Source organism: Calidifontibacter indicus, assembly GCF_003386865.1.
Taxonomy (GTDB): Bacteria; Actinomycetota; Actinomycetes; order Actinomycetales; family Dermatophilaceae; genus Yimella; species Yimella indica.
The window spans coordinates 1,703,530-1,726,796 of the sequence record NZ_QTUA01000001.1 but is presented as its reverse complement, the minus strand read 5'-3'; the positions used below and the strand labels follow the sequence as shown (position 1 = coordinate 1,726,796).

Here is a 23,267-nt window from a genome sequence, read left to right as displayed (position 1 = left end):
TGATCCGGGATGGGCAGACCCGGCCACCATACTGCGCCGACCTTCGTCGTTCCCGGGCCGCCGCCACCGCAAAGGTCGATAATGGCGCGGTGACGACCCTTTCGAACCCGCGGGCCGGTGCACACGGCTTCGATGAGTTCGCCGCGGTGATCGAGGGCGACCTCCTGCGGGCCGCGTGGCTGCTCACCGCCGACCGGGTACGGGCCACCGAGGTCACCGAGGCCGCTCTCGGACGGGTGCTGGCGGGATGGTCACGGCACCGGGACGACCGTCCGGTGCAACAGGCGTACGCGGCGCTGCTCGAGGCCGCCGGCCGCAAGCCCGCACCCGAGGCCGCCGTCGTGCCGGTCACCGCAGGTGCCACCGGCGAACCGGGTGACCAGGTGAGGCGCCGGCAACTCACGACCGAGAAGGCCTTCCGGAGCCTGCCAGCTGCTGACCGCAATGCGGTTGTGCTGCACAGGTATTGCAACCTGTCGAGCCGCCGGGTCGCCGACCTGCTGCACCTCACCCCGACGCAGGTCGAGCAGCGCAGCGAGACAGCACTCAGCGTGCTGCGCGACCGTAGCACCGACCTTGCGGAGCTGCCGTTCGACAGCGTGCCCACCCCGTGCGCGGGCGCCGACCCGGCGCGTGTCGCCGAGCACGCGAAGGCCGACAACCGGGTCAGCCGCCGCCGCATGCTCGGTTGGACGGCAGCCACCGGGGCGCTCGGCGCGCTCGGGTTCGGCACGTGGTGGTTACGCCGACCGTTCATCGGTGACGCGACCTTGGGCGACTCACTCCTGCCCGCACGGGCACGGGCCACCGGCCAACTGTTCCTGTGGTTGCAGGGCCGCCCCGACGCACCGTTCGGTGTCGGCACGACCTCGAACGGCGTCTTCGCCGGCGACCAGCCGCCGTCGCGGGTGGTGCTGAGCCGCCCGTCCGGCAGCGCCGTGCCGCAGGTGCGCATCGACAACGACCCGGTGCACCTGCAGCGCAGTGCCTGGGGCGACTACACCGCCGCGCTGCCTCCGGTGCAGTACGAAGACGGCCAGCCGCTGCCGGTCACCCTGGTCGTCGCACAGGTGCCGTCCGACACCGACGTGTGCTGGCCGGCCAGCTCCGAGTTCGCCCTCGACCAGGCCGACACCAGCGGCATCGAGTTGCGCGACCACTCGACGTACGCGGTGAGCACGGTCGTAGGGGTCTCCGACCTGTTGGGAATGGTGTGGCGCACCGCGAGCCAGCAGGTCGGGGTGAACACAGGCGAGCGAGCCGCGCTCGCCGTCCATCAGCAGTTCCTGCTGTTCGTACTTCCCGGCGTCGGGCTGTGGGGGGCCATCAACGCCGAGCAGTGGCTGACCGCACGCAACGTGAAGACGACGTACGTCGACACCCAGTTGGACCCGCAAGGGTGGTCGTTCCTCGCGCTTCTACCGGACGGCGCCCGCGCCGTGCGGGCCACCCCGACGGCGCACTACCCCGATGCGACGGTGGTCGTCGTGCCGATCGACGGCACGAAGCGTTCGATCGTGGTCGCCCGTTCGCTGCGTGATCTCGAGCCCGGGAACGGTGGAATTCCGGGTGTGGTCGACCACCTCACCTGGGTCGGAGCCGACGGGAGGCCGGGTGCGTGGACGCGTCCGCCGGACGAGACCAGCTACTCGACCGATCCTGCGGTCGACCCGGCGGTGATGGCACTACCCAACGCGCGGCGCACCCGCCGCAACGCCGGACCCATCTGATCGGGGTTTCACCCGGTCGCACCGACGACGTCGGAGCAGTGGCGACGTCAGTCCTTCGGAGCGCCCGGTCCGAGGAATTTCTCGAATCGGGACGGGTGAGCGCTGTGCGACACGCCGACAAGTGAGCGATACAGCCGCGACTCTCCGAGCGCTGTAGGCCGCAATTTCCTCGGTTAGAGGGGTGACCCCGCGACGGCGGTAACCGTCCGGGGTCGTGACGAACAGACTTCGGAGGTCTGCCGTGGGATCGATCGTATCTACTTGGGTGCAGCTCTGCACCTACCTGCAGCCGCTGGCAATCGTGGTGGCCGTGCTGTGCATCGCGTTCGCGCCGGCGTACGCATACCGCCTCGCAACGTTCGAGCGTGTCGCCGACGATGACCAGGGCGTCACCCTGTCATCGAACAACGGCCAGCCGTTGCCCTCCGACGTCGAGGGGCGTGCAGCGTGATCGCCTGCAGCGAGTGCTCCGCCAGCGTGCCGACGATCGCCGACGCGCGCGCTGCGAAGTGGGAGCCGGTGCGCGGTTGGGCGCGGCCCATCGGCCAGGAGGTCACCGAGTTCGAGGAATTCATGTGCCCCGGCTGCATCGTTCGGATGCTCGATGGGCTGCTCGAACTGCTCGTGCCGAAGGGCGGTGCGTCGTCGTGACCGCCGGGTGGGACCCCGGTCTACGAACGCGCCACCGACGCCCGCGCGTACCTCCAACTGTCGCCCGCCGGACCGTCTCGCGTGATCTTGCAAATGCAAGTTCAGACGGCCAGCCGCCGACCATCACCAACTCGCGCGGCCAGCAGCGGCCAGCGACCGGCATCGAGCCTTGCGAGCACTTCCGTCGGAAGCTCGCGAACGACGCCGCAGAACGTTTTGTGCAGAACTGCACATTTGCGCTCGAACTCCTCCGACGCACTCAACCGAACAGGAAGTAGGAAGCCATGCCGAAGCAATCGCCGTGCCCGCAGTGGTGCGACACCAGCCACGACGACCAGCCCGACGACGCGCACACACTCCACGAAACGACCGTGGCGAACGCGCGAGGTCTGTTCCGGGTCGACCTCGCCCAACTCGACCAGGGGCCGGTCATGGTCGCGCCGGTCCTCGCCGACAACGTGCAAGACCTCGACCCACAGGCCGCGCTCGACCTGGCGTCGGGCATCGCCGTGGCCGCTGCTCTCGCGGCGGACTTCAACGGGCAACCGCTGCCCACCCTCGCCCGCCAGTAGGGCGCCCCCAACGTCGAGCACGGGCCTCCCTCCCCCTCCCCTTGTCCGTGCTCGGCCTTGGCGGCGTCGTACGCCTCCCACCGCGTCTCTCTCACCTCTAGCGGTTCTCAGTAGGTGCCCGGTGCTTCCCTGCAGCCGGGGCAGGGCGTCCGTGATCGTCGGTGCACAGTCGGCCACGGGTCCGCGGCACAGCCTGCTCTCGAATCGAGGGCGGGATAGGTGTCGTGGCCGGTTCCGAGTCCGGGAAATGGATCGGGGGTAACCCTGGTGGGGGATGCCAGAACTCTGCCCACCGCCAGGTGGTCCGCGCCTACGAACTGTCTGCTCGACCGGCTCGCAGCTCGGCGATCTCTCGCCGCAGCGCACGCAGCTCCACCAGCACGTCGTCAGACGCGGCTTCTTCTTCACGCACGCGGTCAGCCAGCCATGACGCCAACGTGGCGGTGACAGTTCCGAGCAACGCGATGCCACCCACCATCAGCGCCGACGCGATGAACCGCCCGGTGGTGGTCACCGGGAACGTGTCGCCGTAGCCGACCGTGGTCATCGTGGTCAACGCCCACCACCACGCATCACCGAACGACGTGATTGAAGCGTCCGCGTTCAACCGCTCGGCGTCGAGCACGGCCAGCGCCGCGACGAATGACAGCAGCACCGAGCCGCCGGTCAGGTACGCAGCCACGCGGCCACGGAGACCAACCGACGCGCGACGGTTCAGGACGTTCAGCAAGGTCACCAATCGCAACAGCCGCAGCGGACGCAGCAGCGGGAGTGCGATGACGGCCAGGTCGAGCAGGTGCCGCAGCACCCAGCGACCACGGTGCTGGGCGAGCAACAGGCGCACAACGTAGTCGAGAACGAACAGCGCCCACGCCAGCCACTGCACCACTTCGCAGACCGCGCGAACGGTGGTGCCCACATCGGGCCACAGGATCGGCACGGCGTACGCCACCAGGAACGCGACGGCAGTCGCCATCAGGGGCCACTCAGTGGCGCGCTCCCAACGCTCAGCATGCCCGGTTCGTTCACTCATGAGCCGCAGCCTAGGTGCCGTCGCCACGGCATCGAGCCGGGCACTGGCAGGGGTGCGGGCAGTGTGCGTCAGTCGCCGGCGATCGGCGTGTAATAGTCCGGATCGATCCGCTGTGGCAGGTCTTCTTCTGTGTCACTCACGGCTCGAAGGAAAACGTGCGCGCCCCAATTAAACGGGCTCTGTTGGGCGAAGCTGTGCCACACGTCGACGACCCGCCAGCGCGCCTCGTGCGAATGCCCCGGAGCACTGAGAATGATGCCCGAGCCGATCTCGGGCACGCGGCCTGTTTCCTCATCACCGTAGAGGCACTCCCCAGCCTCGGTGTAGTAGCTGATCGGCAGTTGCAGGCGTGCGGAATCACTCATAGGACGCAGACTACGCACTCGGCTGCTGGTCGCTGATACACCCACGGCAGGGGGACCCTCACCGGCCAAGAAGTAGCCCGCAGGGGTTAGGCCCAATCTCTCTGCGCCGTTTTTCCACCGGGCGAAAGAATCGGGCCTACGGGGTCCGTGGGCGGCTCTGCAGTCACAGGGTTGGCCAGGTGCTCAAGGTGCCACCGATACTGAGCGCGCTCGACCGGACCCCCACGCTCGGCCAACGCAGCAAGGAACCGATCGAGGCCCGTCACCTCGGCGTCAGCGGGGCGCCGGCGCCTCACCGCGCCACCTTCAGCCGGCCGCGGGCGGCGGTGTCGACGTCGGCGGGGATCGCGAGGGCGGCAAACAGCTTCGCCAACGTGAGCCGCTGCTGCCGCGCCTCGACCAGCGCCGGGTGAGCACGGACACCTTGCGGGCTGGTGTTCGTCACACCGTCCGTGCGCACCAGGTCGTCGAGCTGCTGCAGCACATCGACGGTGCGGCACGCCTCGAGCAACACAGCCAGCTCGTGCTGCGCCAGCTCGTACTCGGACGTGATCGCGGCCCACAGCGCCGCGCCGGGCGCTGAGAGGCCGCTAGGGGGCTTTTGGGTGGTCATAGTGGAGTCTCCTAGGTCGGATTGTCGGATTAGACGGGGGTATCGGCGGCTAACACCAGCGGGCTGCATTTCGCGGGGCGGCGGCACCCCTGCGTGGGTGGGTCGAGGCGCTGCTGCGCGGGCCGCTCGCGGGTGATCGTCGGGCCGTGGCCGTCGTGCTGGTCGAGGTGCTGCTGCGCGCTCGGGAGCGTCGTGAGCACTGGTCGGCCTGTAACGAATCCCGGCAACCGGTGACCCGCTCGGCGGTGTGCGAGCGGGTCACCGGCTTGGGCGCCGTCGTGATGGTCAGACGAGGCCGTAGGACGCTGCCGCGTAGCGGTTGCTCTCGCGGGCTTCGCGCTTGCGCTGGTCGATCTGGTCGCGCTCGGCGTCGAGTCGTGCCGCCCGGTTGCGGTAGTCGTCGACGGTGGCCAGCTCGAACCGGTGCCCCGCTTCGGCGAGGCCGGCAACGGTCACGTTCGGCAGCGCGTCGAGTGCAGCGGTGGTGATGTCCGGACACAGGATCATGGCCGGCGCGGTGTACGGCTGCACGCTCGCGACTCGTGCCGCGGTCGCGAGGAACTGCCAGGTCGTGACGATCTGGTCAAGGTGCTGCACAGCCTCGAACGCTTTGCCGAAGATCGTGAGGTGGTCCGCGTCGATTCCGCTCATCGCGGCCCGGTTGAGCTTGAGGCCGGGGATGGTGTCGCGGGCGGTGCTGATCGCGGCGTCGGCTTCGGAGACGAACGGGGCGAACGCTGCGAGAATCGCCGGGACGTGCTGCCGGATGGTGTCGGCGCGGCGCTGGTCGAGCAGGGCCATCACCGCGCCGATGGTGCCTGGCTGGGTGATGGTTGCCAGGTGCGCGGCTGCCGTCACGCTCTTGTCCTTGGCCGGGTCGCGGCCTTCGATCCAGCAGTCGAGCAGCAGCTCGGGGAGCGCGTTGGCGTCGGTGCGGGCTTGGGCGCTGCGCTGGGTGACGGCATCGAGGGCGGCGAGGTCGTCGACGAGTGCTGTCGGCAGCTCGATCCCGAGGTCACGGGCGGTCTGCCGGGTTGCGCTGAGTGCGGCGGTGAGGTCACCGATAGTGGTCATGAGTTGTTCTCCTTCGTGGTGGTGGTGCTGGTCGGGATCGTGGGGGTCGGGATCGGCGCGGCGAAGCAGCGCCCGTAGGTGACGATCAGCGCGGCTGAGAGGTCACGTCTGAGTTGGTCGAGGGTTGTGCCCTGGCTGAGTCGCTGGATGAGTGCAACAACGCGCGCTTCATCGCCGGCGACGCTGCACAGGGCGTGGATGGTGTTCACGGCGCGCTCGTCGACGTCGGGCGGAAGCATCACAGGCTCCACCCCGGCGAGTCGTGCTCAGTCGACACCAGCAACCGCAGGAAGGTGCGTTGCGCGTCGCGTTCGGGGTTGGTCGATCGTTCGCCGGGGGCCGGCGGTTCGGGTTGGTCGTCGCCGGGTCGGGTGCGCCCGGTGAGGTTCTGGAGGAACTCGGCCTCCGGTGTCTGATCGGTCATGCTGCGGTCTCCTTCTTGGTGGTCTTCTTGGGTCGTTGTTGGCTTCGTCCTGCCCTGTTGCTCGAGCGGTCCACGCCGGCCCACACTCCCCACGTGGCATCCAGCTCGGCGGCGGCGTCTGCGCACTCGGTGAGCACCGGGCACCCGCGACACCACCGGACAGCGGTCGCACGGTCCTCGGGGTCGTCGGACGTCCACAGTTCATGGCCGCCCGGTTCGGCACACCTGGGCCGCTTGCCGTCCTCCGCGAGTCCCAACAGCGCCCGGTCCAGGCGCTCGGCGGCGGTCATCGGTCAACCTGCTGCCGGTCGTCGAGCCGGTCGGCGTAGTCGACGATCACGACGCCAGCCACGATGCCAACGAACACCACCGGCGCGGCCACCTGCAGCCCGAGCGTCAGCGCGGTGAGGGTCGCCACCGTCGGCCCGGTCATCGGGTGCCCTCCGTGATCGCACGGGCGAGTTGGTCGAGGCCGTCTCGGATCGCTTCGGCGATTTCGTATCCGGCCTTCTCGATCGCACCGGCGAGGGTCGGCGACGATTCGCCTCGGTAGCCGACAGCCATTGCCAGTGCTTCGCGGCCGCCGGGGTCGTTGGCATCGCCGTGTGCAATCGCTCGGACAGCAGCGGTCAGGTTCGCGAGGTCGTAGTTCGTGGTGTCGGTGCTCATCGGATCGTCTCCTTCTTTGTGTTGTGGCAGTCGAGGCAATCGAGGTCGAGCAGGGCACGTTCACCGCTGATCGGTCCTGCGCACCTGGGACAGCGGTCGCCGGTGGTTTCGCTGGTTTCGCCGGTTTCGTTCGCCGGCGGGATGAGGGTGTCGGCAGCCGACTGATTCCCGATTCCCGACTGAGTCCGGACTGATTCCCCAAATCGGGGGAAGCGGTCGCCGTCTGCCGGCGAGGTCTCCGGCGCGGGTGAATCAGTACCGAAAATGTCAGTAGAGGTGCCTTGTGAATCGGCTCCCCTTCCCCCCTTACTTGGGGGATAGGGGTATGAAGTGACATTTGCGGTACTGATTTGGAGGGCGTCAGGATCGATGCCGTCGGCGATCGTGTAGTGCCAGCGGGTCGCCTCCTTGCCTGCCCACGTCGTCTCCTCCTCGTCGACGTCGACGACACCGAGCATTTGCAGCGCCTGGAGCTGCCGGTCGACGGTCGCGCGCGGCTTACCCAACCGCTTGCGAACCTGCGCCGTGGTCGAGCCAGGATGGGCGGCGAGGTCGTCGATGATCGCCAACCGCAGCGGCGGCATCGAGTCCCGCGCGCATCGGATCGCCAACCGCAGCGCATGGTCACGGTCGGCACCGATCGCGGCGGCACCGAGCAGCACCTGCGCCAACTGCTTCGCGAACCGGGTCGGCATCTCCGGCGCGTGGGCGTCGATCACGTTGCCGATCCGGTCGAACTCCACCGCGGTACGGGCCAGCGTCACCAGGTCGGCGGCGGCCAGCAGCACCCGCGATTCGTCCTCGGTCACCGGGGCCGGGTCCAGCGTTGCGCCGGCGACAACCGCCCCAACCGCCTTCGACAGCTCGGCCCGCATCTCAACCTCGTGCCCGGTGTTCGCGATCGCCTGCCGGCCAGCGGCCTGCCGACCAGTCGTCGAGTCCATCCGACACAGCACGAATCGGTCACCACACTTGGCGATGACGGCGTGCGCACTGTCCCATGCCGTCGTGACCGCGCCGACGACAGCGATCCGACCGGACCAGTTCAGCCGCCGGCCACCGTCGGCGCCGACGGAACGCGTCCATTGCCCGTCGTACACCTCGCGCAGCGCCCCGAGCACCTGATCACGCATGTCGCGGTTCGCTGAGAGGATCGATGTCACGTCCTTGATCACCAGCACCCCGCGGTCACCGAGTTCGCGCAGCAGTCCGCCGGTAGCGTCCTTCGCCCGGTCCTTCTGGCTGGTCGCCGACAGCAGCGCGGCCTCGGAACTGATCGTGCTCACCGGCATCGCACCGGCGCCGGCGAGGGCTACGACGGTTTCCGACTTCGCGTTTCCCGAACCGGACACCAGCAGCAACCACAGCGGGTCACCGCCCATCCGTTCGACCACCGCGGCGGCCATCACGGCATCGAGTGCGTCGGTGTCGTAGTCCTGCCCCAACCACCTGCGGAACACCTCGTGCACCTCGGTTAGCGTCATCGGCGCGTGCGAACCGCCGGATGCACCGGAAACGTCGGAACCGTCGATCAGGTCGATCAGGTCGACCAGCTCGGCAACGGTGTGGCCGGCTGCGAGGTGGTCGGCGGCATCCTTGCCTTCGGCGGCGTGCACGATCCGCACCGACGCAGCAACCGGGGCGAGTTCGCCCGCGATCGTCGCGGCGGTGTGTCGTCCTGGGTCGTCGAGGTCGGCGACGATCACGACGTTCGCACCGTCAAGTTGCCGGGTGTACTCCGGCCGCCACTTCGCCGACTCACCCGCTCTCCAGGCTCCCTCGGTCCAGCAGGTCGAGGTCACACCAGCAGCAGCGAGGGCGTCGGCGTCCTTCTCCCCCTCGGTCACATAGACGGTCCTGCCGTCCTTCACGGCGTCGAGCACGTCAGGCAGCCGGTACAGCACCCGACGCACCCCGTTGAGGTTCCACGCGCCCGACGCGGCCCGCTGCCGGAAGGACTTCGGCGAGTAGCGCAACTTCTCAAACAGGAGCTCGCCGTGCTCGTCGACGTAGCCGTAGGTCGCCACCAACCGCGCCGGCTCCGCCTTCGCCTTCTTCGTCTGTTCGTCGAACAGGTCAGCCGGTTTCAGTCCGAGCACGTCGAGCACGTCGCCGACGGTGCACCCGGCGTGACACTTGATCACCACGCCGTTGCCGTCCTTGCGGGTGCCGATAGACAGGCTGGGCGCGTTGTCCGGGTGGGCGGGGCAGACCGCGGCGCGGCCACCGTTCGCCACCTTGCAGCCGGCGGCCTCGAGCGCGGCCACCAGCCGACCGTGAGCGGCGCTCACTCCGACCACCCCAGCGCCTCGGCGGGGTCCACGGTCGACGCAACCGGCGTCAGTCGAACCAGCGTCAGCGAGGCCAACAGGCCGCGCTCACGGGTGCGGCTGACCTTCTTCTCAGCGGCGGCGAGCGTGGTGAACACCTGGGCAACAAGAACACCGTCACGACGCTGGGCAACGACCAGCACGGCGTAATCGACGCGTCGCGCGAGGATCAACGTATCGGCGGCGAGGGCGGTAGACTGGGGCGTAGATTTGTCGCCTTGAATCTTCGTGATTGCCGCCCGGTTGCCCGTCGGGCGGCTTTCTCGTTCAATGGTATTCGTCACGCTGCACCCCCGTTGAGGTCGCGCAGCTCGGCGTCGGCGGCGTCGGCTTCGGCGGCCAGCTCTTTGGAGCGGCGACGGGCCTTCGCCGACTTCAACGCCAGGCGCTGAAAGTGTGCTTTGCGCAGGTGCTCGGCGCGCACGGGGTCACCATCGGCGGCGTCGAGGAACTTCTGGTCGAGCGCACGACGTGCGGGTGCTGTGCGTGCGGCGCGGTCGGGGGTCGCGGCCCAACTCTCGTTGGCTGCGATCTGTGCGATGAGACGACGCTCTGTTCGCGTCATGGCGGCGGAACCTTCCGGTTTCCGGGGTCGCTAAGTACCCCTTCGCCATTCCATGACGGGCCGCGTTACCGGCCGGACGTTGTGCGATCAGCCTACGGCATACCGTGACCCATCCGCACGAACGCGGATTTCGACGCGTCCGGCAGACCAATCGTCACGGAATTCCGTTGCGGCAAGCAGGTATTCGAGCACGTGGTCACACGACACCCCGAGCTGGGGCGACGGTAGATCGTCGGGGTAGGCAAGCGCCGATTCGCCGATGTAGTACGTCCGTTCGCGCCAGTGGTTCACGCCGTCGAACGTGTTCTTCGCCCGGCCCGAGGCGCTGCTGCGCTTCTCGTTCTCGGCGGGGCTGTACTTGTAGCGGGTCTGGTGCAGCACGGTTCCGAGCGGGGTTTCCACGGCGTCGAGCAACAGGCAGCGGTCCTTGGTCGCGCATCGGTAGGTCATTCTGCGCAGCGTCGGCAGTCGATCGCTCCCCAGCAGGGCACGGTACAGCTCGGCGGCGTCGGTCATAGCTCCCCCAGTCCTAGACGTTTGGCTTCCTCGGCGGCACGCTGGGCAGCTTGCGCCCGCGTGTAGCGCATCAGCATTTGCGGTGAGCGCCACCCGGCAACGGACATGAGACCACCCTCCGACCCGCCGGCGGCGAGCCAGCGGTGCGCGGCGGTGTGGCGCATCTTGTGCGGGTGGAAGTTCGGCACGTCGGCCTCGTCGGCCCGCTTCGCCAGGGCGTCATAGAGGCCGCTGTACTGCAGCACTCCACCGCGGGCGGCCAACCAGAACGCCGATGATCGGTCGGCATCGCGCAGCCGGCGCCGAGCTCGCACGTAGCGCCCGATCCGGTCGGCGGCCTGGGGCGACAACGGAACGGTGCGCCCGCGCCGGGTCTTCGATCTGCGCACGATCAGATACGCGGGGTTGTCCTTCCAGTGCACGTCGTCGAGGTCGAGGGCGAGCACTTCGCCCGCGCGCATCCCGGTCTCGGCGAGCACGTGGATCAGCGCGGCGTCACGAACGTCGACGTAGGTTCGCTCGGCGGTGGCACCCTTCGGTGTTGCGCACGTCGCCAGCAGCGCGCGGATTTGGTCAAGGGTCAGCGGCTCAACCAACTTCTCGTCGACGGCAGGCTGTGTCATGTCGACGAACGGGTTTGCGTCGATCTCCCCCTCGTCGAGCAACCACTTCGCGAACTGCCGAACCGCGGTGAGTCGGGAGCGGGCGGTGTAGCCCTGCATCTGTTGCGCGTCGCGCAGGTGAGCCAGCCACGCCGACAGCACGCGCCGGCGTATCGGGTCGTCGTGGCCGTGCTCGCGGCAGAACGCGAGGTACTGGTTCACCCCGCGCCGATAGGCAACGAGGGTGCCCTCGGCCTTGCCCATCCCGCGCAGGTGCACCAGCCACGCGTCGACCAGCTCGGCGGCGTCGTCGAGCGTCAGGGTCGGTTCATCGGTGGGCACGCGCCAATCGTAGCAATTTCTTCACTACTAGCGCTGTGCTCTGCTATGGTTTGTTTCGTAAGGGCTGAGAACCTTGGAATGACGCGGAATTTTCGCTAGTCCTTGTCGGCGCCCGGCCCGAGGAACTTCTCGAAGCCCTTGGGAAGCTTGAGGTTGCTCATGTCCGGCTCTTCCTGCTGCCCGAAAGCGTTGCCGAACGCCTTGTCGCGCGCCTCCGACTCCTTCGCCGCCGCCGCCGCCTCCTGCTGGGCGCGCTTGGCCGGGTTGCCCGACTTGCCCTTCTTCTTCGGCGCCTGCTTACCGCGCTTGCCCGCGCCCGGACCCATCCCCGGCATACCGGGCATACCCGGCATTCCGGGAACACCGCCGCCGCGGCGCATCTGACGCATCATCTTCTGCGCCTGGCCGAAGCGTTCGAGCAACTGGTTGACCTCGGACACCGTGACACCCGAACCGCGGGCGATGCGGGCGCGGCGCGAACCGTTGATCTGCTTGGGGTGGGTGCGCTCGAACGGGGTCATCGAGCGCACCATGGCCTCGACCCGGTCGAACTCGCGCTCGTCGAGGGAGTTGAGCTGGTCGCGCATCTGCGCCATGCCGGGCATCATGCCGAGGATCGACTTGAGGTTGCCCATCTTCTTCACCGCAGCCAACTGCTGCAGGAAGTCGTCGAAGGTGAAGTCCTCCTCGTCCATGAACTTCTTGGCCATGGCGGCCGCCTGCTGGCGGTCGAACGCGCGCTCGGCCTGCTCGATGAGGGTGAGCACGTCACCCATGTCGAGGATGCGGGAGGCCATCCGGTCGGGGTGGAAGACCTCGATGTCCTTGACGCCCTCACCGATGGAAGAGAAAAGGATCGGCTTGCCGGTGACCGTGGCGACCGACAGGGCGGCACCACCTCGGGCGTCACCGTCGAGCTTCGACAGCACGACACCGGTGAAGTCGACGCCTTTGCTGAACGCCATCGCGGTCTCGATCGCCGCCTGACCGATCATCGCGTCGATGACGAACAGCACCTCGTCGGGCTCGATCGCGTCACGGATGTCGCGGGCCTGCTGCATGAGGTTCTCGTCGACGGCGAGGCGGCCGGCGGTGTCGACGATGACCACGTCGTACTGCCGCACCTTCGCCTGGCCGATGCCCGCGCGGGCGACCCACACCGGGTCGCCGAAGCTGCGGGTGCCCTCACCGGAGTCGGTGACGGCGTCGTGGCCGCCCTCGTTGCCGCGCTCGGGCGCGAAGCAGGGCACACCGGCCCGCTCAGCGACGACCTCGAGCTGGCGGACGGCGTTCGGGCGCTGCAGGTCGGCGGCGACCAGCAGCGGGAAGTGACCCTTGTCGCGCAGCAGCCGGGCCAGCTTGCCGGCGAAGGTGGTCTTACCCGAACCCTGCAGACCGGCGAGCATGATCACCGTCGGGCCGGTCTTGGCCATGTTGAGGTTGCGGGTCTCGCCACCGAGGATCTGGATGAGTTCCTCGTTGACGATCTTGACGACCTGCTGGCCGGGGTTGAGCGCACCGCTGACCTCCGCACCGAGCGCGCGTTCGCGCACGCGTCCGGTGAACTCACGCACCACCGGGGTCGCGACGTCGGCGTCGATCAACGCCAACCGGATGTCCCGGATGGTGGAGTTGATGTCGGATTCGGTCAGGCGCCCCTTGCCACGAAGGTTCTTGAAAGTGGCTGTGAGACGGTTACTCAGGCTGTTGAACACCGGACAAGACTAAACGGTGCCGGACGGGTCCAATGCATCGATCACGGTGCCGATCAGCCCCGCTGCTGCCGGCGGGTCGAGGACCCGACCGTCGGCCGCGGTGATGTAGAAGGTGTCGAGCGTCTGCCCCGCGTAGGTGGCAACGTGCGCCGAGCGCACCGCCATCCCTGCCTTCGTGAACGCCATCCCGATCTCCCGCAGCAGTCCGGGGCGGTCGGGGCAGCGCACCTCGATCACGGTGGCGGTCTGCGACCCACCGGGCACGAGGGTGGCGCGTGGCGGCGGCGAACCGAGCGGCGGCGGGGTAGGCCGACGCCGCTCCAACGCCCGCAACGGGCCGTGGTCGCCGCGCCCGAGCTGGGCCAGGCCGCGCACGAGGTCTTCCTCGGCGGGTAGTTCGCTGAACGGCGACTCGATCTGCCAGGTGTTGACCGCGACGTCGTCGATGGTGCGCACCCGGGCGGCTCGCACCAGCACCCCGGTGGCGGCCAACAGCCCGGCCGAGTCGGCGAAGAGGCCGAGCCGGTCGCGGTCGGCGATGAGCACCTCGGCGCCACCGGCGGTGCGGGTCACCCGCACGAACGGCTCCCCCATCCGCAGCGCGGGGAGCGCATCGGCGAGCACCTCGCTGGCGGGGTCGTCGTCGAAACTCGGCGCCGGGCGCGCGGTGAGCGACGCCCGCACCTGCGCGGTGAGTTCGTCGACGAGTCCGGACCGCCAGCCGGTCCATGCCTTCGGCCCGGCGGCCAGCGCGTCGGCCTCGGTGAGCGCCCGCAGTTGCTCGAAGAGGTCGAGCCGGTGGTCGACGGCCTCGGCGAGCGCGGCAACGGTCGCGGCGTCCTGCGGGTCGCGGCGCGTGGCGTACTCGATCAGGGTCAGGTGGCGACGCACGAGCAGTTCGACATCGGCGGCCTCGCGCTCGCCCAGCCCCATCCGGCGGGCAATGCTGGCGGCGACGGGCGCGCCCTCCTCGGCGTGGTCGTGCACCCCGGAGATCTTGCCGATGTCGTGCAGCAACGCGGTGACCAGCAGGACGTCGGGGCGCGACACGTCGGCGCGCCGCTCGTAGGCCTGCACCACGGTCTCGACGAGGTGCCGGTCGACGGTGTAGCGGTGCACCGAGTTGCGCTGCGGACGGCTGCGCACGGCCTTCCACTCCGGGATCCAGAGTTCGACGATGCCGGCCAGGTCGAGCGCCTCCCACACCGGCACCAACCCGGGGCCGGTGGCGAGCAGGTCGAGGAAGGCATCGCGGACGTCTTCGGGCCACGGGCCGGGCAGCGGTTCGAGGCCGCGGGAGAGGTTGGCGATCGTGGTGGGCGACAACGGGATTCGCGAGCGGGCGGCCGCGCGGGCGGCACGCACCAGCAGCAGGTGGTCGGGGTGGCCGTCGGCGTGGTTGGGGCCGAGCACGACCTCACCGTCGTGCTCGTAGAGCCCGTAGCCCAGCGGGGTGAGGATCGGCCGCCGCGGCCCGACCCGCAGCACACGGGCCCGCTGGCTCTGCCCCGCCCGACGCAGGGTGGCCTCGAGTGCGTGGCTGATGCGCCGTCCGGCGTCGACGACCCCGGTGAGCAGGTAGTCGCTGTCGGGGTGGCCTAGCAGCGCAGCGACGGCGTCCTGGTCATCCAGGTGCAGCGTCTCCCGGCCGCGTCCGGTGGCGACGTGCAGCGCATCGCGCACATCGAGCAGGCGGGCGTACGCGTCGTCGACGTCACCGTGCGGGCGGTCGGCGAGCCATGCACCGGCGAGGGCACGCAGCACGGTCATGTCACGCAGACCGCCCCGGCCTTCCTTGATGTCGGGTTCGAGCGAACTGGTGAGGTCGCCGTGGCGTTCGTGGCGGGCCCGCATCGACTCCACGAGTTCGGGCAGGCGCTTGCGGGCGTTGGCCCGCCAGTCGTGGGCGATGCCCTGGCGTACACCCGCGACGAGCACGGGGTCGCCGGCCACCCAGTCGATGTCGAGCATGCCGAGTGCGGCGCTGAGGTCGCCGGACGCGACGGTGCGGCACTCCCCCAACGTCCGCACGCTGTGGTCGAGTCGGATCCCGTTGTCCCACAACGGATACCAGATGGAGTTCGCGATCTCGGCGACGTCGCCGGCCCCGACCGTGCGTCCGTCGTGCACGAGGATCAGGTCGTAGTCGCTCAGTGGGCCGGCGTCGCCACGGCCGAGGCTGCCGACCGCGGCGAGCGCGATGCCCTCCCGGGCGCGGTTGCCGTGTGGCGCGACGGCTTCGTCCCACAGGTCGGCGAGGGCGGTGTGCGCGTGCGAGGCGAGGCGCAGTCGCCGGGCCTGGCCGGCGCCTTCCTGCGCGAACGACCGGGTGTCGGCCAGATCGAGACGCCGCGTGCCGTGGTCGGTCTTCACTTCGGGCTGCCTTTCGCTCGGGTTCTGGGCTCGAGTCCGGGATGTCGGTTCTGGATGTCGGTTCTGGGTGGTCGGTTCGGGAAGCTGTCGCTTCAGGACAGGTGTCACCGGGTGGCCCGCGCTGGGGGACGCGGGCCACCCGGTGTCTGTCAGAGCGCGGCTTCGCCGTGCTCGCCGGTGCGGACGCGGACCACGTCCTCGACCGGCATGATCCACACCTTGCCGTCGCCGATGCGCCCGGTCTGTGCCGACTTCACGATGACGTCGGCGACGCTGCGGGCGTCCATGTCGTCGACGAGCACCTCGACCCGCAGCTTGGAGACGAAGTCGACGGCGTACTCGGCGCCCCGGTAGACCTCGCTGTGTCCGCGCTGGCGGCCGTAGCCGCTGGACTCGCTGATCGTCATGCCGGCGACTCCGTAGGCCTCGAGGGCTTCCTTCACCTCGTCCAGCTTGAACGGTTTGATGATGGCGGTGACGAGCTTCATGCGTTCGCTCCTTCGGTCTTGACCTCTTGGTGGTGCCGGGCGTCGTGCTCGGAGCGGCTCTGACCGAGTCGGCTCGCGCCACCGAATCCGACCAGATCGTAAGCAGACTCGGCGTGCTCGGCGGTGTCGATACCGGAAATCTCGTCGTCCTCACTGATCCGCCAACCCATGGTCTTGGCGAGGGCGAAGCCGATGATGGCGGTGATGATCGCGGTGTAGACGAGGGCGACGACCGCGATGACCAGCTGCACGATCAGCTGCTTCCACTCGCCGTACGCCAGGCCGGTGCCGCGGGCGAAGATGCCGAGCGAGAGGGTGCCCCAGAAGCCGGCGACCAGGTGCACACCGACGACGTCGAGCGAGTCGTCGAAACCGAACTTGTACTTCAGTCCGACGGCCAGCGCCGCCAGTCCACCGGCGATCACGCCGACGCCGATCGCGCCGAGCGGGGTGACGTTGCCACAGGCCGGGGTGATCGCGACCAGACCGGCGACGACACCGGAGGCGGCACCGACGGAGGTCATGCGACCTTCACGCAGCTTCTCGACGACCAGCCAGCCGATCATCGCGGCGCAGGTGGCGACGGTGGTGTTGACCCAGGCCAGCGCGGCCGATTCGTTGGCGCCCAGTGCGGAGCCGGCGTTGAAACCGAACCAGCCGAACCACAGGATTCCGGCACCGAGCATGACCAACGGAACGTTGTGCGGACGCATCGGCTGGCGTCCGAACCCGATGCGCTTGCCGACCAGGAGGGCGAGCACCAGGCCGGCCATACCGGCGTTGATGTGGACGACCGTGCCGCCGGCGAAGTCGATCGGGGCGACCGTGGCCACACCGTCGGTGGTGCCGAACAGCTTGGCCGCAATGCCGCTCTCCGAACCAGACAGCAATCCCCCACCCCACACCATGTGGGCGAGCGGGAAGTAGGCAAGCGTGACCCAGAGGGCGCTGAACACCATCCAGGTGCTGAACTTCACGCGGTCGGCGATCGCGCCACTGATCAGGGCGACGGTGATGGCGGCGAAGGTGAACTGGAAGCCGACGAAGACGAGGGCCGGGATGCCGGCGCTGGTGATCGTCTCGGCGCCCGGCTCGCCGGGGATCAAGCCTTTGAGGCCGAAGAACTCGAAGGGCCCGGCGAACAGGCCGCCGATGTCCTTGGTGCCGAACGACATCGAGTAGCCGTACAGCACGTACAGGATGCCGATGAGCCCGAAGGAACCGAACGACATCATCATCATGTTGAGGACGCCCTTGGCGCGGCCGAGGCCGCCGTAGAAGAGCGCCAGTCCGGGAATGGTCATGAACAGGACGAGGGAGGCCGACACCAACATCCAGGCTGTGTTGCCCGTGTCCAGCGTCGGCACCTCGGCCTGTACGAAGGCGGTGTGAATGCTCATGCCGAGTACCTTCCGCCCGTGGCGTTTCCTCACCCGGCGCGTCGTGTTTCAGGCATGTGACATTCTTCCGAGCGCGGTAAACATGAGGTTTCGGACGGCGGCCCATAATGGCTGCGTGTCCTTCCCCAACCCTGTGTCCTCGGTGCACGACCGGCTGCGGCACCGCGCAGCGTCCGAGTTGCGTTCACGAACGGCGGGCGACGACGCGGCGCGCCGCGCCCGTTCGATCTGGGGCACTCCCGGCGAGCGCTGGTTCACCGCCGACGACCCGATCTGGCGGGTGCACGCCAATGCGTCGATGTTTCTGGGCGGCGTGCGAGCACTGTTGTTGCAGGCGCTGCACTCGGTGGCGATGGCCGGGGTGGCGCAGAACTCCACTTATCGAGACGACCCGTGGGGGCGCTTGCAGCAGATCAGCGGGTTCATCTCGATGACCACCTACGGGTCGGTGGCCGACGCCGAGCGGCTGATGGCCCGGGTGTCGAAGGTGCACACGCGGATCAGCGGAGTGGCACCGAACGGGCGCGCCTACCGGGCCGACGATCCCGACCTGTTGTTGTGGGTGCACTGCGCCGAGATCGACAGCTTCCTCGATGCGTATCGCCGATTCGGTGCCGCGACGTTGTCGGACGCGGACGCCGACCTCTACGTCGCACAGACCGCCCGCGCGGCCGGCGGGATCGGGGTGCCTACGCCTCCCGGTTCGGTCGCAGAACTGCGAGCCGTGCTGGCCTCGTACCGGCCGGTGCTCGATGCCGGACCCGACGCGCTCGATGTGCTGGAGTACCTCAAGCACCCGCACGGCCTCGACGGGCCGGGCCGACTCGGGTACGCCGCGCTGTATCGCGGCGCCGTCGCGTCGCTGCCCGACTACGCGCTCGAACTGTTCGGTCTGCGGTTCTCATCGGCCCGTCGGGCCGTCGATCTGCGGGCCGGGGACGCCGGTGTGCGCGGCATTCGCTGGATGCTGAACGACCCACTCGTGGCCGGCGACCGGCTAACGCACGACCAGTTGACGTCGGTGGGCCCGGCGTGACGTCCGGCTGCTGCAGCTGACCTCGGACAAGTCGCGCTCGTCCGGCAACCACCGCTGCTCGCCCGGTGAACAACTCGGACGATCAACACAGCATCCGATTCCTCACCCGGTGGCTTGATCGTCCCAGGCGGAATCGGGGTAGGTGACGTAGGTGCGGCCGGTCGGCGAGGTCCAGGTGCACACGCCGTCACGACTCAACTCGTAGTCCCAGTGTCGGGCGGTCTTCGCGTCGTGATGGTGCTTGCACAAGCTGGCGAGGTTGCCACCCTCGGTCGCACCGATCGGCCACTCGACCACATGGTCTTGCTCGCACCGGGCCGCGGGACGGCTGCACCCCGGCAATCGGCAGGTGCCGTCGCGCTGCTGCACGAACCGGCGCAATCGCTCCCCCGGCACATACCCGAGGTTGCGGGTCTCGACCGTCGCTCCGGTGCGGACGTCAACCAACGCCCGCGCCAACTCGACGCCGACCGCGTCGTTCAACGCGGCAACCACCGCCGGATCGATCAATCCGACCCCTGGCACCCGTGCCCAGCCCGCCCGGTACCTGGGCTCCGTCGGCCGCTGATCATCGCGCCGGTCTTCGTCATCCGGATGTCTGCTCGGGTCGGGTGGCTGTGCTGACGAGCAACCCGACGAGCAACCCGCCGGCGGCGAGCACCCCGAGGGCGGCGAGCCATCGTCGGCCTGCGCGGTGAAGGCAGCACCCCTCGGAGGCGGCCGGTCAGCGGCGCCTCCTGCGTCGTCGTCGGGCACGATCGGGAACTGAACCGTCACCTGGAACGACACGTCCGTGCCCGCACAGACCAGATCGTGCAGCGCCTTCAACCGCAGCTGTCCCAATGACGGCTTGACCGGCCGCGATGGCTCCCCCGCCGCGTCCACCGGATGATCGTCGGGGTGCTGCGGCTGCTTCAACCACTGCTGCGCCAACGCCTCGACCGCACCCATGATCTTCGCGATCTGATCGGTCGGGCCGACCGCCCGCAACTCGGCCAGGCCGGCCTCGTCACACGGGCCAGCCCATACCCCGGTCAACTCCCGGGCCTTCTTCTTCCGCGTCTCACGAGCCGCGTCGGCCTCCCACTGCGACACCAGTGCCCGAGCGGTATTCCGCAGCTTGACAAGCCCCCACGCATCGAACCCGCGCGCGTCGAGCAGGTGCTGCTCCACCCGGGCTGCCGTCGCGGGCGAGGCCGCGGCGACCTCGGCCGCCACCGCCGACACCTTCCAGAACGGCACCTGCCCCTCGACTGCCAACGCCAGCAGCCGCGGTGTGCGCGTGCAGGCACTCAGCGCGCCCGACAACCGGTTTGATGCTGTGCGCGGCGACCACCCACAGGCCACCCCGAGATCGACATCTGCGAACTCAGCCTCATGCCCGAGTGAGTGCTCGACGGGGGCCGCGAAGCCGGTGTCGTCGTCGACCTTCTCCTGGTCGACCGCGGCGTAGCGCGCCATCGCGATCGCCTGCGCGGCCTGCGACACCGACCCAACTTCGGCCGCTGCCGTGACGGCCTGCTCCAACGCCCGCAGCTGCTCCACCGTCACCGGACGGGAACCGGTCACACCACCGTCCGGACCCGCGCGAAGAGCATCGCCGTCGAGATTCGCGAAGGCTCTGCGACACCACTCAACGGCGTGCTGCAGGCAATCGGCCGCCGTCGCCCGCACCTCGAACGCGAGGTGCAGATCAGGGTGCAGCGGGCGCGGGTTCGTCTTCGAAATCAGTTGGCGCACAAGGAAGTCGACTCCGTCGGAGCCGCTCACCTCAGACCAACTGATCCTCATAACACGAGACTAGGCGGCGCCACCGACAACCTCCGATCGCTACCTCGTGGCGACCACGAACAGCCAGGTTTCGTCCAACTTGCTGCCGGGCCGCGTCTCGATGGACTCCACCTTCCAGCCGGCGGCCGACAGCACCTCACGCAGGTGCGGCTCGCGCCAAAAGGTGAAGTGACGAGCCCCCACGACATTCCCGTGTCGTGACCAACCGTCGCCGTCGCCTTCCTTGACCGAGCAGTAGAGACGTCCGCCCGGTCGCACAGCGGATCGCAGTCGGTGCAGCACGACTGCCATCTCGGGTCGATTCAGGTGCAGCAGAACGGCATTCGCCCACACTCCGTCGTAACCGTGGCCGAGGTCGTCGGTCAATGGGTCGACCACCCGGGCGTCGTGGCCGGCCGCACGTAGCGCATCGACGAATCCCGGGGTGATGTCGGTGCGGTCGACTCGCCCACCGAGCGATTCGAGGAATGCCGCGTCGCGCCCGGATGCCGAACCGATCTCGAGCACCCGCGCGTCCGGTCCGAGATCCCGCGCGAACAGCTCGGCCACCCGCCGCACATGCTCGGGCAACTGCCGGGTGCCGCCGCTGTAACCCGCGACGTCGCTGTCATATGCGGCGACGGTGCTCTGCTTCTGCTCTCCTCGGTCGACGCCGGGCCGGGGCAACCGGTGCACCAGCGACACAACGTCCGGGAACAGCGGCAATTGCTCGCTCACGTCGTCGAACGATCGCCACACCACCGGATAGACGGCACCGTCGGCCTCGGTCAGCTGTGCACCGTCCGCCGGCGGTTGGGGGTCGAGGCGACCGCTGTACACGAACACGATCTCGTGTCCGGTCTCGCCGTTGATCTCGAAGATGTTCTCGACCGTGCCGAGCAGCACCGCATCGATCAGGTCGGCGCCGAGTTCCTCGCGCACCTCGCGCTCGACGGCCTCGCGGTGGGTCTCGCCGAACTCGACGCTGCCACCGATCAGCCGGTGATAACCGCCCGGGTTCTCCGCGGTCGGCGGGAGCAGCGACACGGCGTGCGCGGTGAAGGCGTCGTTCGGCGCGATCACCATCGCCTTGACCTTGATCACAGACACGGTCGTCAACCCTCGAGCGCGGCGAGCCGCTGGGCGAGCACCGTTGGATCTTCGTCCAGGATCTGCGGCGAGACGGTGACCTCACAGAACGACCATCCGGGCACATTGGCGGACTGCCAGCCGAAAGGCAGCGCGAAGCCGTCGGTCTCGAGCGCGGTCACCACCCGTTCTCGGACGGTGTCCCGATCGGCCTCTAGGAACACCCGGAACGCGTTCGTCTGCGGTTCCTGCGGAATCACCCGGACGCCGGCCGAGGCGAGCTCGCCAGCCAAGCGCTGGGCGAAGTCGTGCAACTCCCCCATCCGCGGGAGCACCTCGTCCAAACCCTGCAACGCGGAGATCGCGTGCGGCGCCGACGTCCAGACCGTGCCGCCCATCCGGCGCCGCCACAGCTTGGCTTCACGCACGAACTCGTCGTCACCGGCGAGCGCAGCGCCCGACAGGCCGCCGAGTCCCTTGTAAAAACTGACGTAGACCGAATCTGCGAGTGCGGACACCTCGGGAAGCGACCGGCCGAACCACGGCGTCGATTCCCACAAGCGGGCACCGTCGAAGTGCAGCGGTGTCCCGCGTTCCCGGCACGCTTCGGCCAGCGCGGTCAGGTCGTCCCAGCTCGGCAACAGGTAGCCGCCGTCGCGCAGCGGCAACTCGACGAGCACGGCACCGAGCTCGCCGGGCGCGCGCTCGACATCTGCGGCCGAAGCGGTCACCGCGCCGGTGGTCAGGTGGACGTACTCGAGGTCGTGCAGCAGCCGAGGACCGTCCTCCTCGTGCACGATCAGGTGCGACAGATCGGGCAACGCGACGCGGCGGTTGCCCATCCGGTCGCACCAGATGCGCAACGCGATCTGCTGCGCCATCACCCCGCTCGGGAAGTAGGCGGCGGCGTCGGTGCCGAGCAGTTCGGCGACCCGCGACTCGAGAGCGGCCACCGCACCGTGCTCGCCGTAGCCGTCCCACGCAGCTGCGTCGGCAGGCAACCCATCGGCGTAGTCGGCGAGCGCGCGCAACCGGTCGGCGAGGGGCACGCGTGGGCGCCAGAAACCTTGTACGGCGCGCGACTGCGCGGCACGGAACCGGGAGTCGAGCACTGAATCCATGGCGACGATCCTGTCACTCGGGTCACGCTGTCGCGGTTAGTCTCACGACATGGCGTTCGAGCTGAAGCAGATTCGCCGGCACCCCGTGAAATCGATGGGTCGGGAAGACCTGACGTCCGTCGCACTCGACAGCCGAGGCATCGTCGGAGATCGTCTGTTCGCTGTGCGCGACGCCGAGGGCCATTTCGCTTCGGGAAAGAACACTCGCAGGTTTCGACGCCACGATGAGGTCTTCGATTATCGGGCCCGGACTGTCGGCGACCACGTCGAGGTAGCGCGGAAGGCGGCCCGTTGGTTTGTCGGAGATCCGCAACTCGATGAGGACCTCTCGCAGCGGATGGGCCTGCCCGTGACCGTTGCCGTCGAGGCCGATGTTCCGCACCAGGACATGGGATCGATCTCGGTGGTGGGCACCGCCACCCTGAAATGGTGCGCCGACAGATGGGGTGTCGGCGCCGACCCGCGCCGGCTGCGTGTCAACCTCTTGATCGACACGGACGAACCGTTCATCGAGGAGTCGTGGGTCGGACGCGACCTGACCCTCGGCGCGGTGCGCCTCGCATGCGTGCAGCCGGTTCCACGCTGCCGAATGATCGACATCGATCAGGACGGTGTCGTCGCCCGCGGCAACTGGCTGAAACCGCTCGCAGGCGAACGGGAGATGAACATCGCGGTGTACGCCGATGTGTTGCAGCCCGCCACCTTGCAGCTCGGCGATGCGCTAACGACATCGTGAGGTGCGAGCGGACGTCGGCGGCCCCGACCGGCTGCCCAGTGGTCACCTGAGTT

28 protein-coding genes are annotated in these 23,267 nt (G+C 68.8%); 6 read left to right on the top strand and 22 right to left on the bottom strand.

The window, feature by feature from the left end:
* The first annotated feature begins 89 nt into the window (after nt 1-89).
* The 4 genes from DFJ65_RS18045 (at nt 90) to DFJ65_RS08200 (ending at nt 2,953) form a co-directional block, all read left to right on the top strand.
* Nucleotides 90-1,730: an RNA polymerase sigma factor gene (locus DFJ65_RS18045; protein WP_245950112.1), complete on the top strand. Its 1,641-nt coding sequence runs from the start codon at nt 90-92 to the stop codon at nt 1,728-1,730.
* Nucleotides 1,731-1,971: 241 nt separating this feature from the next.
* Complete coding sequence (locus DFJ65_RS08210) at nt 1,972-2,181, top strand: hypothetical protein (RefSeq protein ID WP_147301355.1); 210 nt, start codon at nt 1,972-1,974, stop codon at nt 2,179-2,181.
* Nucleotides 2,178-2,381, top strand: coding sequence for a hypothetical protein (locus DFJ65_RS08205; RefSeq protein WP_115922606.1), 204 nt, complete (start codon nt 2,178-2,180; stop codon nt 2,379-2,381). Before DFJ65_RS08210 ends, DFJ65_RS08205 begins: the two co-directional genes overlap by 4 nt.
* Nucleotides 2,382-2,665: 284 nt before the next feature.
* Nucleotides 2,666-2,953 carry a DUF6907 domain-containing protein gene (locus DFJ65_RS08200; protein WP_115922605.1) on the top strand — a complete coding sequence of 96 codons (288 nt, stop codon included), beginning with the start codon at nt 2,666-2,668 and terminating at the stop codon, nt 2,951-2,953.
* Between the two features lie 310 nt (nt 2,954-3,263).
* On the opposite strand, the gene DFJ65_RS08195 is transcribed toward DFJ65_RS08200, so the two are convergent.
* The 19 genes from DFJ65_RS08195 to DFJ65_RS08115 form a co-directional block, all read right to left on the bottom strand.
* Nucleotides 3,264-3,986: a potassium channel family protein gene (locus DFJ65_RS08195; protein WP_115922604.1), complete on the bottom strand. Its 723-nt coding sequence runs from the start codon at nt 3,984-3,986 to the stop codon at nt 3,264-3,266.
* Between the two features lie 68 nt (nt 3,987-4,054).
* Nucleotides 4,055-4,351, bottom strand: a complete 297-nt coding sequence (locus DFJ65_RS08190; RefSeq protein ID WP_115922603.1) for a hypothetical protein — start codon at nt 4,349-4,351, stop codon at nt 4,055-4,057.
* Between the two features lie 292 nt (nt 4,352-4,643).
* A complete protein-coding gene (locus tag DFJ65_RS08185; protein ID WP_115922602.1) occupies nt 4,644-4,964 on the bottom strand; it encodes a terminase in 321 nt (106 codons plus the stop codon).
* Between the two features lie 29 nt (nt 4,965-4,993).
* Entirely contained in the window at nt 4,994-5,164 is a 171-nt protein-coding gene (locus tag DFJ65_RS17440) for a hypothetical protein (protein WP_170144037.1), read from the bottom strand.
* An 85-nt stretch (nt 5,165-5,249) separates the two neighbouring features.
* Nucleotides 5,250-6,038 carry a hypothetical protein gene (locus DFJ65_RS08180; RefSeq protein WP_115922601.1) on the bottom strand — a complete coding sequence of 263 codons (789 nt, stop codon included), beginning with the start codon at nt 6,036-6,038 and terminating at the stop codon, nt 5,250-5,252.
* Entirely contained in the window at nt 6,035-6,277 is a 243-nt protein-coding gene (locus DFJ65_RS08175) for a hypothetical protein (protein WP_115922600.1), read from the bottom strand. The genes DFJ65_RS08180 and DFJ65_RS08175 overlap by 4 nt, the downstream gene beginning before the upstream one ends.
* Nucleotides 6,277-6,462, bottom strand: a complete 186-nt coding sequence (locus DFJ65_RS08170; RefSeq protein WP_115922599.1) for a hypothetical protein — start codon at nt 6,460-6,462, stop codon at nt 6,277-6,279. Before DFJ65_RS08170 ends, DFJ65_RS08175 begins: the two co-directional genes overlap by 1 nt.
* Nucleotides 6,459-6,752, bottom strand: a complete 294-nt coding sequence (locus DFJ65_RS08165) for a WhiB family transcriptional regulator (protein WP_115922598.1) — start codon at nt 6,750-6,752, stop codon at nt 6,459-6,461. The genes DFJ65_RS08170 and DFJ65_RS08165 overlap by 4 nt, the downstream gene beginning before the upstream one ends.
* Nucleotides 6,749-6,895 carry a hypothetical protein gene (locus DFJ65_RS17435; protein ID WP_170144036.1) on the bottom strand — a complete coding sequence of 49 codons (147 nt, stop codon included), beginning with the start codon at nt 6,893-6,895 and terminating at the stop codon, nt 6,749-6,751. The genes DFJ65_RS08165 and DFJ65_RS17435 overlap by 4 nt, the downstream gene beginning before the upstream one ends.
* Entirely contained in the window at nt 6,892-7,131 is a 240-nt protein-coding gene (locus tag DFJ65_RS08160; RefSeq protein ID WP_115922597.1) for a hypothetical protein, read from the bottom strand. The genes DFJ65_RS17435 and DFJ65_RS08160 overlap by 4 nt, the downstream gene beginning before the upstream one ends.
* Entirely contained in the window at nt 7,128-9,422 is a 2,295-nt protein-coding gene (locus DFJ65_RS17780) for a hypothetical protein (RefSeq protein WP_211308396.1), read from the bottom strand. Before DFJ65_RS17780 ends, DFJ65_RS08160 begins: the two co-directional genes overlap by 4 nt.
* Nucleotides 9,419-9,745 (bottom strand): hypothetical protein, encoded by a 327-nt coding sequence (locus DFJ65_RS08150; RefSeq protein ID WP_147301354.1) that lies wholly within the window; start codon nt 9,743-9,745, stop codon nt 9,419-9,421. The genes DFJ65_RS17780 and DFJ65_RS08150 overlap by 4 nt, the downstream gene beginning before the upstream one ends.
* On the bottom strand, nt 9,742-10,026 hold the full coding sequence (locus DFJ65_RS08145; RefSeq protein WP_115922595.1) for a hypothetical protein: 285 nt from the start codon (nt 10,024-10,026) through the stop codon (nt 9,742-9,744). The genes DFJ65_RS08150 and DFJ65_RS08145 overlap by 4 nt, the downstream gene beginning before the upstream one ends.
* Before the next feature lie 87 nt (nt 10,027-10,113).
* Entirely contained in the window at nt 10,114-10,542 is a 429-nt protein-coding gene (locus tag DFJ65_RS08140; RefSeq protein WP_115922594.1) for a hypothetical protein, read from the bottom strand.
* Nucleotides 10,539-11,486, bottom strand: a complete 948-nt coding sequence (locus DFJ65_RS08135) for a tyrosine-type recombinase/integrase (RefSeq protein ID WP_245950111.1) — start codon at nt 11,484-11,486, stop codon at nt 10,539-10,541. Before DFJ65_RS08135 ends, DFJ65_RS08140 begins: the two co-directional genes overlap by 4 nt.
* A gap of 95 nt (nt 11,487-11,581) precedes the next feature.
* Complete coding sequence (gene ffh, locus DFJ65_RS08130; RefSeq protein ID WP_115922593.1) at nt 11,582-13,201, bottom strand: signal recognition particle protein; 1,620 nt, start codon at nt 13,199-13,201, stop codon at nt 11,582-11,584.
* A 9-nt stretch (nt 13,202-13,210) separates the two neighbouring features.
* Nucleotides 13,211-15,574, bottom strand: coding sequence for a [protein-PII] uridylyltransferase (locus DFJ65_RS08125; protein WP_115922592.1), 2,364 nt, complete (start codon nt 15,572-15,574; stop codon nt 13,211-13,213).
* A gap of 149 nt (nt 15,575-15,723) precedes the next feature.
* Nucleotides 15,724-16,062 (bottom strand): P-II family nitrogen regulator, encoded by a 339-nt coding sequence (locus tag DFJ65_RS08120; protein WP_115922591.1) that lies wholly within the window; start codon nt 16,060-16,062, stop codon nt 15,724-15,726.
* On the bottom strand, nt 16,059-17,462 hold the full coding sequence (locus DFJ65_RS08115) for an ammonium transporter (protein WP_245950109.1): 1,404 nt from the start codon (nt 17,460-17,462) through the stop codon (nt 16,059-16,061). Before DFJ65_RS08115 ends, DFJ65_RS08120 begins: the two co-directional genes overlap by 4 nt.
* A gap of 115 nt (nt 17,463-17,577) precedes the next feature.
* Between DFJ65_RS08115 and DFJ65_RS08110 the strand changes: the two genes are divergently transcribed.
* Nucleotides 17,578-18,498 (top strand): oxygenase MpaB family protein, encoded by a 921-nt coding sequence (locus DFJ65_RS08110; protein ID WP_170144035.1) that lies wholly within the window; start codon nt 17,578-17,580, stop codon nt 18,496-18,498.
* 102 nt (nt 18,499-18,600) lie between these two features.
* Here DFJ65_RS08110 and DFJ65_RS08105 read toward each other — a convergent pair whose 3' ends face one another.
* From DFJ65_RS08105 to DFJ65_RS08095, 3 genes are read right to left on the bottom strand one after another with little or no spacing between them, the layout of a single operon-like run.
* The gene (locus tag DFJ65_RS08105; RefSeq protein WP_115922589.1) at nt 18,601-20,289 is read right to left on the bottom strand and encodes an HNH endonuclease signature motif containing protein; all 1,689 of its coding nucleotides are present in this window, start codon (nt 20,287-20,289) and stop codon (nt 18,601-18,603) included.
* A gap of 39 nt (nt 20,290-20,328) precedes the next feature.
* A complete protein-coding gene (locus DFJ65_RS17430) occupies nt 20,329-21,378 on the bottom strand; it encodes an NUDIX domain-containing protein (RefSeq protein ID WP_170144034.1) in 1,050 nt (349 codons plus the stop codon).
* Between the two features lie 5 nt (nt 21,379-21,383).
* Nucleotides 21,384-22,478, bottom strand: coding sequence for a threonine aldolase family protein (locus tag DFJ65_RS08095; RefSeq protein ID WP_115922588.1), 1,095 nt, complete (start codon nt 22,476-22,478; stop codon nt 21,384-21,386).
* A 49-nt stretch (nt 22,479-22,527) separates the two neighbouring features.
* Between DFJ65_RS08095 and DFJ65_RS08090 the strand changes: the two genes are divergently transcribed.
* Nucleotides 22,528-23,214, top strand: coding sequence for an MOSC domain-containing protein (locus DFJ65_RS08090; protein WP_115922587.1), 687 nt, complete (start codon nt 22,528-22,530; stop codon nt 23,212-23,214).
* Nucleotides 23,215-23,267 lie beyond the last annotated feature (53 nt).

Bases quoted from the DNA above. Each gene is read 5' to 3' on its own strand.
- DFJ65_RS08165 (WP_115922598.1), bottom strand. From the start codon at position 6,752: ATGACCGCCGCCGAGCGCCTGGACCGGGCGCTGTTGGGACTCGCGGAG.
- DFJ65_RS08115 (WP_245950109.1), bottom strand. From the start codon at position 17,462: ATGAGCATTCACACCGCCTTCGTACAGGCCGAGGTGCCGACGCTGGAC.
- DFJ65_RS08120 (WP_115922591.1), bottom strand. From the start codon at position 16,062: ATGAAGCTCGTCACCGCCATCATCAAACCGTTCAAGCTGGACGAGGTG.
- DFJ65_RS08170 (WP_115922599.1), bottom strand. From the start codon at position 6,462: ATGACCGATCAGACACCGGAGGCCGAGTTCCTCCAGAACCTCACCGGG.
- DFJ65_RS08160 (WP_115922597.1), bottom strand. From the start codon at position 7,131: ATGAGCACCGACACCACGAACTACGACCTCGCGAACCTGACCGCTGCT.
- DFJ65_RS08105 (WP_115922589.1), bottom strand. From the start codon at position 20,289: ATGAGGATCAGTTGGTCTGAGGTGAGCGGCTCCGACGGAGTCGACTTC.
- DFJ65_RS08095 (WP_115922588.1), bottom strand. From the start codon at position 22,478: ATGGATTCAGTGCTCGACTCCCGGTTCCGTGCCGCGCAGTCGCGCGCC.
- DFJ65_RS08140 (WP_115922594.1), bottom strand. From the start codon at position 10,542: ATGACCGACGCCGCCGAGCTGTACCGTGCCCTGCTGGGGAGCGATCGA.
- DFJ65_RS08200 (WP_115922605.1), top strand. From the start codon at position 2,666: ATGCCGAAGCAATCGCCGTGCCCGCAGTGGTGCGACACCAGCCACGAC.
- DFJ65_RS08175 (WP_115922600.1), bottom strand. From the start codon at position 6,277: ATGCTTCCGCCCGACGTCGACGAGCGCGCCGTGAACACCATCCACGCC.
- DFJ65_RS08180 (WP_115922601.1), bottom strand. From the start codon at position 6,038: ATGACCACTATCGGTGACCTCACCGCCGCACTCAGCGCAACCCGGCAG.
- DFJ65_RS08190 (WP_115922603.1), bottom strand. From the start codon at position 4,351: ATGAGTGATTCCGCACGCCTGCAACTGCCGATCAGCTACTACACCGAG.
- DFJ65_RS08185 (WP_115922602.1), bottom strand. From the start codon at position 4,964: ATGACCACCCAAAAGCCCCCTAGCGGCCTCTCAGCGCCCGGCGCGGCG.
- DFJ65_RS17435 (WP_170144036.1), bottom strand. From the start codon at position 6,895: ATGACCGGGCCGACGGTGGCGACCCTCACCGCGCTGACGCTCGGGCTG.
- DFJ65_RS08195 (WP_115922604.1), bottom strand. From the start codon at position 3,986: ATGAGTGAACGAACCGGGCATGCTGAGCGTTGGGAGCGCGCCACTGAG.
- DFJ65_RS08145 (WP_115922595.1), bottom strand. From the start codon at position 10,026: ATGACGCGAACAGAGCGTCGTCTCATCGCACAGATCGCAGCCAACGAG.
- DFJ65_RS08090 (WP_115922587.1), top strand. From the start codon at position 22,528: ATGGCGTTCGAGCTGAAGCAGATTCGCCGGCACCCCGTGAAATCGATG.